The following is a 13,460-nucleotide window of genomic DNA, read 5'->3' as shown; positions in this document are numbered from 1 at the left end:
TATTGGAAAAACTTAAATCCATAAAACTTGAATAGTAAAATAAAGATATTCCCGCTTTTTCCTGTTTTGCTTCTTCTATCTTTTGCTTCGGTTTTTGGACAGGAAAAACCATTACACGAATATCACTTTGAAGCGCTAAAGAGCATACCCACACAACGGGCTGTAGCAAGTATTTCTCAGGACCGCCAGGGGTTTATATGGATGGGCACAAATGGTTTAGGGCTTAATAAGTTTAACGGTTTGGATTACACCTCTTACCATTTCAAGGAAGGGGATAGCAGCAGTCTAAGTAATTCCCTTATCCACACTACATATATAGATAAGAAGAACAGGTTATGGATAGGTACCGAAACAGGTCTTGATCTTTACAACAGAGATCAGGACAACTTTTTGCATATTAACCTCCCGGGAAGATCTACCCGTACCAGCGTCGCAGTTCACGCCATTCTTGAAAACAAGAACGGTGATATTTTAGTCGGGACACATCAGTATGGGCTATTTAAGATTAATTCTTCCACCCTGGTGGTTTCAAAAGTGCAAATAAAGGGTATTAGCGAGATCAGGAATTTTCTAATAAACAGCATCGCTCTTTTCGACAACAGGATCGTTTTAGGAACAGATAAAGGCGTCTTTGAATATCATAGAGAGGACGATATTATGGCTCCACTGAGTTTTATTACTTCCAAGGGTAAAGAAAAGATAACCACCCACATTAAAACCACACAAGTAGACAGCAAAGGAACCATCTGGTTGGGTAGCACCACACAAGGCTTATTTAAAGTTGACGGCAATGAAAACGGCCGGTATGTAATCGAGCACTTTCCTATTACCTCCAAAAGAATCCTCTCCCTGTTGGATACCCCGCGTGAGACCATTTTATGTGGAACAGAAAACGACGGTATGTTTGAGATAGATCGAAAAGGAAAAGTTTTAAATCATTATCTCAACAACAAATTTGACGATAATGGTATAAAATCGAATTCCGTTTGGTCCTTATTTCTCGATAATCAGGAACGCATATGGATTGGGTATTACAACAATGGTATAGGCGTTTATGATGAATTATACGACAAGTTTGCTGATCTTGAAAGCAAGCCGAATAATCCCAATTCTTTACAATCAAGTTCTGTCACCGGTATCGTAAAAGATGAAAAAGGCCGGCTGTGGATTGGTATGGATGGTGGTGGTATAGATGTTTACGATCCAGGTTCAGATTCGTTTACACATCTGCTAAACAATAAAAACAAGGTTGCAAATGGCCTGGATTCTCCAGATGTTCAAACCCTTTTTATGGACAGCAAAGGAAACATTTGGGTAGGCACCTGGGACTATGGGATTTATTATTTAGAAAAAGGATCAGATTCGTTTATAAATTATTCTGTTCAAAATACCAACGGAGAAATTGCTACAAATCGCATTTTAAGTTTTTCTGAAGATTCCAAAGGCATCATTTGGATCGGCACATTTTCCAGGGGAATTCATTCTTTTGATCCTGCTTCTAAGAAATTCAACATTTATAATCAGGAGCCTTTTATCAGACAAAGAATAAGCTATAGTGATGTAAGAAGGGTTTATGTAGATAGCCAGGACCACATCTGGATAGGTGGAAATGCGGGTCTTTTCAGGTTAAAAATTACTAATGGTGATTTTGACCTGGAGGTAATGTCACCCAGGTTTTATAAACACCCCGGCAGCCAGTTTCACAATAATCAGATACTGGACATCTATGAAGATTCTGCTAAGAACATCTGGATAGGAACAGATGGTTCTGGCTTATGCCAGTATGATATGAAAAATGATACCTTTTCCTGGATGAAATCTAAGATTGGGTTTAGTAAAGTCACCGTTTCATCTATTATACAGGATGACAATGGCGCCATTTGGACAGCGGGCAATAACGGATTGGCAAAAATTGACAGAAATGAGAACACTATCAGAAATTTTTCGATTAATGACGGTTTGCTGAGTGATGATTTTAATAACAATACGGCCTATAAAGATAATAACGGAACCCTCTATTTTGGATCATATGAAGGAGTCAATTATTTTGATCCGGAGAAACTAACCACTACTAAAAATACGTCCTCAGTTTATCTAACAGATTTAAAGATTTTTAATCAGCCGGTTTCTCCCGGACAGGAAGGGTCGCCACTGGAAAAAGTAATTTCTCAGACTAACAGCATCACGCTTCACCATTCACATTCGGTATTCACCATAGATTATGCTTCTATAGATTTTACAAGACCTGAAAAAATTCAGTTTGCTTATTATTTAGAAGGTTTTGAAGATGACTGGAATTATGTACAAAATACAAGGAGCGCTACCTATACCAATTTACCCGCAGGAAATTACACTTTTAGGGTAAAGGCGACAAACAGTGACGGGATTTGGGAAGATGATCCAAAGACTTTGAACATACAGATACTAAGACCCTGGTGGTTTACCAATATTGCTATTTTATTTTATATAACAGTTTTTCTGGTAATATGTTATGTTTCCTTTCGGTTTATTGATTCCCGTGTTAAATCTAAACGTGCTATAGAACAGGAACGGGCAAGACACCTTCACGAAGAAGCTCTTAACGACAAAAAAATCCAGTTTTTCACGAATATTTCGCATGAATTCAGAACTCCTTTAACGCTTATCCTTAATCCGCTTGAAGATATTTTGAAAGAAGAAAAGCTTCCGGATAAAATTAATGGAAAACTGAATATTATCAATAAAAACACTATAAGGCTAAAGCGCCTGATTGATGAGTTAATGGATTTTAGAAAACTACAGTTTGATAACATCCCCCTGAATATCTCCTGCTTTAACATTGGTGAGCTTTTATCTGAAAGTATTGATTACTTCAGGGAAGAGGCTCAGCAACGAAATATTGTCCTGTCACTGGAAATAGAAGAGGGTATTCCATCTGTATGGGCCGACAGAGGGAAGCTCGAAAAAATTCTTTTCAACATTTTTTCAAACGCATTTAAAAGCACTACTAACAACGGGATAATAACAGCGCTGGTAGCCACAAAGCAGGAACATCTTTTTAAACTGATAGACACCACGACTCCCCTGGAAGCACTCGAAATAAGTATTGAAGATACCGGAAAAGGGATACACCCTAATGAACTTAATAAAATATTTGATCGATTTTATCAAATAAAGGAACGCAATGAACAATATTACAGTGGAACGGGCATAGGGCTGGAGGTTGTAAAAAGTTTTGTGGCGCTACATAGGGGAGATATCCATGTGGAAAGTGAGAGAGGAGTTGGAACAAAATTTCGGATATTCCTTCCTATGGACAAAAATCAGTATAACCCTACAGATATTTCAAATTCAGAAACGATTAAGAAGATCCAGCCAGAAGAGAGAAAGGAAGCTGCTGAACCAGTAGTGACAGACCTTCAAAAGAAAACAATTTTAATTGTAGAAGATAATCTCGAGTTGCGAACCTATATAAAAGAAGAGTTGAATTCTGAATATAAAACAGTAGTTGCAGAAAATGGTGAGGAAGGTTTAGAAAAAGCACGAAAATATATGCCTGATGTTGTAATTACTGATGTAATTATGCCAAAAATTAATGGTTATCAATTTTGTTCATTATTAAAGAAGGATTTGAAAACAAGCCATATTCCTGTACTAATGCTCACAGCCAAAGCAATGACAGATGACTGGGTGGAAGGACTGGAAGCAGGAGCAGACGTTTACTTAAATAAGCCCTTTGAGATGAAAATTATGCGATCTCATCTTAAACAACTCATTACTAACAGGGATCTGTTGTTTTCTAAATACATGGGAAGTTTTAATAAAACAGAAATAGAACCAAACTCCACGTCGCTGGATCAGCAATTTATTTTAGACATTATAAAGCATACCAAGGAAAATATAAAAGAGCCAAATTTAAATGTAGAAAAACTGGCAGATGAATTTAACCTTAGCAGAAGCCAGCTCTACAGGAAAATAAAAGCATTAACAGGTCTTACAGCGAATGAGCTTATACGCAAAATACGTCTTGAACGGGCTAAGGAGCTCCTTGAAGAAAATGGTGTAGCTTCTGTTAGTGAAATAAGTTACAATGTGGGCTTTTCCTCTCCCTCCTACTTTTCTAAATGCTTTAAAGCACATTTTGGGGTGCTTCCTAAAGAAGTTAAAGATGAATGACAGACTTTCTTCCAAAACTCAAATTTCTTACCTTCAAAATTCCGGTTTTCAGCCTATAGTGTTGAAGAGTTAGGAGTGATAAACAGAGTTTTTAAGCCTACCTTCAAAAATCTCAGTTTTCGGTCTTCAGTAGAGGAGTGAATACATCCTGATTCTTCAATAAGATCATTTTATGGGTGTCTGGGATCCATCATTTAAACGTACAAAATGGTGGAGATAAAATTGAAAATAAAAAAACCGGGTATAAAAACCCGGTTCTACCACTTCAAAAAACTGTTAATTAATTCAAAGCTCTAAATTTATTCCAGTTCTCCTGTAAAATCTTCACTTACATCGCGACCGGCTAGACCATCAGCCACTCCTTTGTAAGCATGCTTTCTCTCGTAATTGGCGTCCCATACGTTGGGTGACTCCTCCGGCAACCAAAACTCATGCTCATTTTCGTTATCTGAGATATTCCAAAGTGTTACACCGTACCGTTGAGCAGCAGGAACATGCTCACTATAAGCGTCAAAAATAAATTGATACATATCTGCCTGATCTGCCAACTGCTCAGAGGTTGGTGCCGCTGTTCCAAGTCTCACATCAAGCTCAGAGATTTTGATCAATTTTCCGGTAGCTGCCATTTTTTGAAACATTTCTACAATATTTTCTCTGCTTGTAGTTAAAGAAACATGCATTTGAGTGCCAATACCGTCTACAGTAGCCCCCTCATTTTCTATATATTCAACATAATCAATTAAACCATCTAATTTTGCCATACTGGCTTCCAGATTGTAATCATTGATAAAAAGTACATCTGACGGTTCAGCATACTCACGCGCCAGATTAAAGGCGGTCACAGCATAATCTTTACCAAGGTATTTTTGCCAATAGAAGTCATCGCTTGCCAGATCTGTTACATTCCCGTCACGAAGGGTTCCACCTTCTCTCATTGGCTCATTAACCACATCCCAGGCAGTTACTTCACTTGTATAATGAGTAACCATTCCCACAATCCAGTCTTCCATAGCATCACCTATAACTTCAGCTTTCTCTTCATCTGACATTTCAATAATTACCGGACCGGTTCCTGTGGCTACTTCTCCATCGGTAAACACAACATTGTCTATATAGAAGGTAGCTGCAGAAGCACCAAAATCAAAAATAAATTTTCCACGGTCATCAGCAGTAACCTCTATAGTGCGCTCTACCTTTGCCCAAGTTGTTCCTACTTCAATAGCACCAGAATAATCAGCCGAGTAATCCGGGCTCTGTAATTCTACCTCTAAAGCAGAAGGAACATCAGCTTTAATGAAAAAAGACATAGTATATTCCGTTCCCTGCACCAGAGGCTCGTCAAAAGCATAAACCTGTTGTGCTTCGTAAGATTGCGCTTCAGTAGGATTTGTCAAAACCATGGCATAACCGGTATCACCATATCCTTCTCCTTCAGCTGTTACCGCTCTGGTAGATTCATTTCCATTTCCATTGCCATCCCAGCCATCAAGATTGCCTCCTTCAAAATCTCCATTTGCGATGAAATTCACCATTTCGCTTTCAGCATTCAGATCTACAACGCTCATATTACTTACATCAATGTAATAGGTAACGCCGGGTACATATCCCAGGTCAAAAGATAAATTAAAACTTGTACCGGTAAAGTCACTAACTGTGAATTTCACCTGCTGCCATTGTGAAGTAGTTTCAAAAGCTTCTGTAAAATCTCCTCCTGTGCCGTACCAATCCTGATAAGGATAATTATTCTCTAAGCCACCAAAAGAAATACGCCCCTGTCCAGGTTGATCTGACCTAATATAAAAGGAAACCTCATACTCATGACCTTCTATAACAGGAATTTGAGGTGTTGCCAATTGCAAATCATAGGGTTGTGCTGAGCCAGAACCTGCTATAAGCTCAATAGCTTGTGAATCTTCCGTTAAGCCTTCTCCCTCGACAACTGTAATACCGTCACCGGGATTGTTCTTTGCCCAACCATTAAATGATCCATCCTCTAATCCAGAGATATCCAATGCACTGGCTCCACTAGACCCAGGAATAACAGTAGGCGCTATTAAACTATTTAAATAACTTGCATTTTGATTTGCATGCCATACCAACGTATGACCATAAACATCTACTTCTGCCTGATTGGTTTGCGCAATGAAATCATCAATAGGCTCAAAATTTATCTCCCCTTCGGAATTTACCATGGCACCGTGTTTCATGGCATAACCTACAGTAACTTCATCAAAATTTTCGTCTACAATAGATCGATAAGTTTCATTATTCATATAAAGATCCAGCACAATACCGGCCCCAAGAACATAGTCTGAATAATTATTAAGTGGCTCATACCTACTTATCTTTTCTTCCAGTTCTAAAGGAAGCTCCGCTGTTGTTACCCTCTCATCTTCAGGTCTCTCTTCCCATTCCATAATTTCTTCTTCACAAGATGTAAAAATCATAGAAGAAAGAAATAGGACGGATAAAATTTTTATATTTTTCATCTTTTTTATTTTTAATTAGTTATTCCGGAAAATCAGTAACAATAGGCGCTTCTAAAGAAACGATTCTCCAATTATCTGTATATACCTGAACGGAGGTTTCTGAAGATGGGAATTCAACATCATCATTATATTCAGGAAGATCGCTGAGATTAAAATCAGAATTTTCAAAGAATATTCCAAAGTTCTTATAAGTAGCTGATTCACGATATTGCAGAAGATCTTCAAAGGTATAATCTCCACCATCGTTGAATAAATAAAAGTCTGTAAAAGGAACTGTAACCGTAGTCCATCCTTCTGTCTCAAAAGGAACTGCTTCTCCATCAACGATCCACGGAACGTAATTATAGACTCCACCGCTCCATTCACCTCCATTGAAGTTGTTGATCAACAGGATTTTTAAATATCCGCTGCCTACCCATGGTTCAGGAACATAAATATCGAATTGAAAAGCCACGTCTTCCAACGATGTTGTAGCCGGAATGAAAGGGGTAAATTGTGAGCGCCAGTTCTCATTACCTGAAGTAAATACTTCTGCTACACGATTTCTTCCGGCAGCAAATGAGGCAATGGTATCATTACGAAGAGGCAAATAGTTTCCCTGAGAAACATTTCCTTCACCAATAGGTTCCGATTTTAATTGCCCCTGACGAATTGTATTTCCGAATTCACCAAGTTCCCCCATTCCGTCAAAATTTAGGACGACACCTCTTTCTACATTGAAAAAAGCCGGAGAATAAGCCGCTCCGTTTGCAGATTCTATATACAAAGAGCCTCCTTCGTCCGAAACACCTTCAGGTACGGTAACCGTGAAAAATTCACCATCTTCTTCGTCAAAGGTAATTCCCTCTGTTACCTCTATATCCCCCGGAAATACTACTTTACTTACTTCAATTAAACCTGAACCATAAACCGTAACTTCTTCTCCCGCATTTGGTAAAGTGTGGGAAACATCATTAATGGATGGCGCTGCAGCCCGGATTTCAAAATCAATAACTGTTTCAGAGTTATCCTTTTCAAGACGAATAGTGTTCCGCACATCTTCTTCAGCCTCTATGGTAGGTGTATCTCCCGAAACACGAATCAACATCGAATTATCAGAAACATATACCGGGTTGATCGTTGTTTGATATCCGTTAATGTAAGCTCTTCTGACCCCTGTAAATCCAGAACCTTCGAGACGTAACAGCTGACCTATACGTACAAATGTAACTTCCCTATCGGGAACGTCAGAATTTACATCTTCCAAATATACTGCATCAATTGTTATGGGTTCTCCACTAGCCGCATCATCATCATCTGAACAAGCTGTAAACAACAAGCCGAAAATTATCATCCCTACAAGAGAAATATAGCCCCGGCTTTTCTTAAAAATATTTTCCTTCATCTTAGTTTATTTTATTCATTATCAATTTAATCATTGGAATAATTCGTCAGTTATTCGTTCTTCAGTGAATTCATAAGGTACAGGACCCTCTCTTAATAAGGGATTTTGAACGACCTCAGGTTCTGGATAAGGCAAAAAGAAGATACTCTCATCTGCATTTCCTACAGCGCGCGTGGTTACATCTCTTGTATCATCAATGGAAACGGCATTATTTTCAGCGTCATAAGTAAATGGAGTTATGACAGCTCTTTCCTGATTATCAATGTAATTTATTACTTCTTGTTGCTCATAATATGACCATCTCACCAAATCATACCAAAACTGTCCTTCCATCGCTAGCTCAACCCTTCTCTCATGTAAAATATCTTCAAAAGTAAGACTTGTTTTTGGCGCCAGGCCAGCTCTGTCCCGAAGCTCATTTACATACATTAAAGCCGTTGGATCGCTTGTAGAGCCATCATTGCCCAACACTGCTTCGGCATAATTTAAATAAACCTCACCCAATCTTAACATATAAGTATTTAAACCGGAATTTTGTCTTGTAATATCCGGATTATCTTTATTAGAACCTACTACCCCTTTTTTTACGTTAACGTATGTATTTTCGTGATCAACCAGGTAGCCTCCGTTTGCCTGATTAATTTCCGGGTAAAAATCTCCATCGGCCATCCATGTAGCTTCACGGCGTACATCGTTTCTTTCATATTCCTGCAGGACATCATAAGAAGCCCGGGTGTAATAACCATATGCAGCATTGTCACCTGTGATTTCTGATCCCAGCGCAAAATACGACTGATGTGTATTATTAACTCCATATTCTCCGTTAGGCACCCACTGAAGTGCGAACATAGACTCAGCGTTATTTTTATTTTCTATCATAAATAATTCGGCATAATCACTTAACAGTGCATAGGGCCCATCATTTATAGCCGTCGCTGCGGCCATTTTAGCTAAATTAAGAAGTTCCTGATTTCTTGTACCGCTATTTGGGTTATCGCTTAGTCCGGAATAAGATAAATAAAGACGCGACAGCATTCCATAGGCGGAATATTTAGTTATACGCCCAGCCTGCCCAGCCTGCTCCGGTAAATATTTTGCTGCATATTCTACATCACGTATGGCAAACTCAAAAACATCAGTGCGAGGACTTTTATTTATGATTGGATTATTTATTATTTCTGCCTGGCTTGTAGTAATTATTGCATCTCCCCATAGTGACGCTATGTACCAGTAAGCAACGCCCCTCATAAATCTGGCTTCAGCTATATACTGGCTTTTAAGTTCGTCTTCTACGCTGCTGTCCATTATCGAATTAATAGTGTTGTTTGACTGCTGAATGACGATGTAGAAAGATCTCCATGCCTCTACCAGGGGACCGGTTAAACCGGTTTCTGCCAGATCACTGAAAGGATACACGTAATCAGAAAATGGAGCATAGAGGTTATAGGAACGTCCATCTCCCAACCCAAAATAAAATTTGTCGTTAAAAGAAAACCACACCCTGTTATAGAGAGGTGCCGTTGCCGCCTGAAAATCTTCTTCAGATTGAAAGAAATTTTCTTTGGCAATCCGATCGTTAGGTTCTATCTCCAAATCGTCACTACAGCTATAGGAACCAAAGATTAAGGTTGCCAATAGCAGTTTAAAAAGAATTTTATTCGTATTCATATTATTTTTTTTAAAAGTTAACATTCACACCCAAAGTATAGATGCGAGGAGAAGGATATCTCCCATTGTCTATACCTGATAAAAGAACATTCTGATTAATTGCCCCTACCTCCGGATCAAATCCAGAGTAATTTGTAAAAGTATATACATTCTGTAAGTTCGTATATAATTTTAGATTAAGAAGCCCAAATTTCTCAACAAAATCCCGTGGAAAATTATATCCAAAAGAAATATTCTGAATTCGCAAATACGAACCATCTTCCAGGAATCTATCACTATATCTAAAATTGGAGGTAGAAGCTGCCGAAGAAGCTGCTATCCTTGGCATATATTGATCCCCGTCTACTATTTGAACATTACGATAATCATTTGGCCCGTTGGGATCAATAAGGCCTAGCTCAGCATAACCAAGAGCCGATTGTAATAAGTTCGTATTTTCCCGGGGGTTTTCTAAAAAACGTCTTTGGTAATTCACCACTTCGTTGCCATATAATCCGGAAAGCTGGACATTAAGGTCAAAGCCTTTGTATTTGAAGGTATTTCCGATACCGTAACTAAAATCTGGATGAGGATTACCAATATAGTCCCGATCCTGTTCATTAATTACACCATCTTCATTTACATCATCAAATATATAATCACCAATCCAAACACCGTTTTCACCAATCTCCATGCCTTCAGGTAAAGCGGTAGGTACTACTTCATCATTCTCATTTCTGTAGTAAAAATCTGTGGCCTCTTCAAAACGGCCGATCACTTTATAACCGTAGAACTGACCAATAGGCTGACCAACTGCAGTTCTTGTAACGATAGTTACATCTGAACCCTGCTGTAGTGTCTCGTTTAAAATTCCGGTATCTGTCGCTAATGCCAGAACTTCATTCCTGTTAAGTGTAAATACAAGGTTTGTTCTCCAGGAAAAGTCACCTGTATCTACGTTTACCGTATTTAGGGTTAATTCAAGCCCCTTATTTTCAAGAGACCCTATATTCACAAAAGGTGCAGTAGTGGCCCCTACACCAGTAGTTCCGGAATAATCAGGATATGGAGCACGCAATAATAAATTATCTGTTTTCTTGTAGTATACATCTGCAATAAACTCCAGACGGTTATTAAACATGTTAAGATCCAGACCAATATTACCTGAATATGTTGTTTCCCATTCTAAATCTTCGTTTGCAGTATTGGTAGCTAAAAGTCCCGCTCCAAAAGGAGTAGCTGATGCTCCATATATTGAAGTATAGGCAAAATTAGGAACATATTGGTTACCCACAGCTCCGTAACCCAATCGAAGTTTTAGATTATTAATATACTCATTGTCCTGAAGAAATTCTTCATTGGAAATTTTCCACGCTAATGCAGCAGAAGGGAACCATCCCCAGCGGTTACTCTCGGCAAATTTTGAAGACCCGTCATATCTTAAAGTTGCGGTTAATAAGTATTTATCATCAAATGAATAAAACGTCCTTGCAAAATAAGAACTTAAAGCACTTTCGACACTGGTGTTCCCATTTCTTGCAGTTGATGGATCACCTGCATCTAAATCTGTAGCTCCATTTGTTAAATACCCGGAACGATATCCGTACAGGTTTTCCCAATACGTTTGCTGGTATTCCTGACCAAGTATAGCATTAATACCGTGATCACCAAAAGAACGGTCATAAGTCAAGACGTTTCGGAAATTATAGTATTTATTGTAACTTTTTGTCCTGGAGCCTTCCCTGGTAGAATTTATAATAGCTCCAAATTGATAAGAGGGATTGAAAGTGTAATTATTAGAAACTCCGTAGTCTATAGAATATTCCGATCTTAATTTCAATCCTTCCACAAATTCAATTTCGGCAAATGTATTTGCCCTAATCCCAGCGCTCTCACTTCGGTTCTCCCTGATACTTGCCAGACCTACTGGATTATTTTGAGTAAACTCATCATCAACGGGACCATCAAACGTACCTTCCGCATTACGCACAGCAACGTTAGGTGTTTGTCTTAATGCAGTTAAAATTAAGGACTGCTCAGAAAAAGTTGTTGTTTGATTTATGGTGTTAAACGCAAAAGTTATTCCGGTCTTGAGATAATCTTTTACCTGAGAATCAAAAGTCCCTCTTAAATTGAGCCGGTCAAAATCTGATCCCAGGGCTATTCCCTCCTGGTCTAAATATCCGATACTTAAAGCATAATTCGTTTTCTCATTCCCACCAGATACTGATAGATTATGACTTTGCATCATAGCCCTCGTGAACATTTCATCCTGCCAGTCAGTCCCTTCACCCAACAGTTCGGGACGTATAAAGAAAGGATCTTGCTGAACTATATCCAGCTCTGCTCTCGTATTCTTGTGTATCGCATATTCCCGGAGAGTAAGCATGTCCAATTGATTGGGCAACTCCTGAAAACCTACATAACTATTAAGATTAATAGTAGCTTCACCATTCTGACCTCTTTTAGTCGTAATAAGAATAACTCCGTTTGCCGCCCTGGATCCATAAATAGCAGTAGCAGAAGCATCTTTGAGAATATCTATGGAAACAATATCAGACGGATTAATAGATGCAAACGCATTTTGACCAGTTGAACCAGTCTCACTTTCGACGATTACCCCGTCGATCACGAAAATTGGTTCATTAGTTCCAGTTACTGAACTTATACCCCTAATACGAATGGAGGAACTGGCTCCTGGTGCACCACTATTTTGCTGAATCTGTACCCCGGCAGCACGACCTTGCAAAACCTGATCTACTGTTGTGGGAATAGACTCTTCAATCGCCTCTTCCGAAACCGAAACAACTGCTCCCGTAACATCACTCCTTTTCATGGTGCCGTAACCAACAACAACAACTTCATCTAAGGAAGACACGTCTGTTTCTAAACTTGTATTAATTTCGCTTTGGCCATTAACCGGTTCCTCTTTAGTTTGGAAACCTACAAAACTGAAAACAAGCACCCCATCTGAGGGAACATTATTAATGGCATAATTACCATCAAAATCTGTAACAACTCCGTTGCTGGTTCCCTTTACCATAACAGTTACTCCCGGTACTGGTCCGTTTTCATCGGTAACTGTTCCTGTAATTGTATTTTGTGCAAACGCTGTAAAACTGATCAGACTCATTACAACGAAGAGATGAAAACCTCGAATTTTTGAGCTTAATTCACTAAGTAAAAGATTTGTCATTGTAGAATTTATTTTATTAACGAGTTTTAGATGATTGTGAGAAAAATTAAAATATTTGATGATTTTTGCTATGGATGCCCTTTTTTTTGAAGCCAACATTACGTTGTCCTACGAAATCGATTGATTAAAAATTTTAGTTAAAAACTCTTAATGATTTAATAACAAATATATCTGGCCTCGTCCAATTGCAGTAACAATTTTGTTGCAACTCTCGATAAATTTTGAAGCATTTCCCATCAATACTGCAGTTTGGAAGGTTTTTTTTGAAAACATTTGTGTTTAAAAGTTAGATTAAATAATCTGTTACTCCCGTTCTTCTTTCAGAGCATTTAATCTAGCTCAAAAAGGAAGGTCTTAAATAATAATGCTTATAAAAGGGTTTTCTTCAAACCTCAAAATCTTAAAGAAACCAAGTCTGCAATTAACTCATTTGCGAGATACCAATAGATTACCACGGTTAGCTATGCTAAATTCCTTAAAAATTAAGATTTAAATGTTGTAAATCCTCTCATTAATATTTTCTCCTTTGGAGCAGACTCTTATTTTGTGCAAAGTCTACTTCATAAATATTAAGCTAATAGCATAAGGA

The 13,460-nt window shown here is 38.3% G+C and carries 5 protein-coding genes; 1 reads left to right on the top strand and 4 read right to left on the bottom strand.

Translation table 11 applies throughout. The features are described from left to right. Positions 1–27 precede the first annotated feature (27 nt). Positions 28–4,155: a hybrid sensor histidine kinase/response regulator transcription factor gene (locus tag RM529_RS00715; RefSeq protein WP_311482826.1), complete on the top strand. Its 4,128-nt coding sequence runs from the start codon at positions 28–30 to the stop codon at positions 4,153–4,155. Between the two features lie 299 nt (positions 4,156–4,454). On the opposite strand, the gene RM529_RS00710 is transcribed toward RM529_RS00715, so the two are convergent. Genes RM529_RS00710 through RM529_RS00695 form a run of 4 tightly spaced genes read right to left on the bottom strand, consistent with a single transcriptional unit; the run spans position 4,455 to position 12,871 of the window. Next, positions 4,455–6,644 carry an endo-1,4-beta-xylanase gene (locus RM529_RS00710; RefSeq protein WP_311482825.1) on the bottom strand — a complete coding sequence of 730 codons (2,190 nt, stop codon included), beginning with the start codon at positions 6,642–6,644 and terminating at the stop codon, positions 4,455–4,457. Positions 6,645–6,663: 19 nt separating this feature from the next. Next, complete coding sequence (locus tag RM529_RS00705; RefSeq protein ID WP_311482824.1) at positions 6,664–8,028, bottom strand: glycan-binding surface protein; 1,365 nt, start codon at positions 8,026–8,028, stop codon at positions 6,664–6,666. Between the two features lie 30 nt (positions 8,029–8,058). Then, entirely contained in the window at positions 8,059–9,696 is a 1,638-nt protein-coding gene (locus tag RM529_RS00700; RefSeq protein ID WP_311482823.1) for a RagB/SusD family nutrient uptake outer membrane protein, read from the bottom strand. Between the two features lie 10 nt (positions 9,697–9,706). Continuing rightward, positions 9,707–12,871 (bottom strand): SusC/RagA family TonB-linked outer membrane protein, encoded by a 3,165-nt coding sequence (locus RM529_RS00695; protein ID WP_311482822.1) that lies wholly within the window; start codon positions 12,869–12,871, stop codon positions 9,707–9,709. Positions 12,872–13,460: the final 589 nt, after the last annotated feature.

The sequence above is a fragment of the Autumnicola edwardsiae genome, assembly GCF_031846505.1.
In the GTDB taxonomy this organism is placed as follows: Bacteria; Bacteroidota; Bacteroidia; order Flavobacteriales; family Flavobacteriaceae; genus Autumnicola; species Autumnicola edwardsiae.
Note: the sequence above shows the minus strand (reverse complement) of the source record. Positions and strands in the feature narration are given on the sequence as shown.

Bases quoted from the DNA above. Each gene is read 5' to 3' on its own strand.
- RM529_RS00695 (WP_311482822.1), bottom strand. From the start codon at position 12,871: ATGACAAATCTTTTACTTAGTGAATTAAGCTCAAAAATTCGAGGTTTT.
- RM529_RS00700 (WP_311482823.1), bottom strand. From the start codon at position 9,696: ATGAATACGAATAAAATTCTTTTTAAACTGCTATTGGCAACCTTAATC.
- RM529_RS00710 (WP_311482825.1), bottom strand. From the start codon at position 6,644: ATGAAAAATATAAAAATTTTATCCGTCCTATTTCTTTCTTCTATGATT.
- RM529_RS00705 (WP_311482824.1), bottom strand. From the start codon at position 8,028: ATGAAGGAAAATATTTTTAAGAAAAGCCGGGGCTATATTTCTCTTGTA.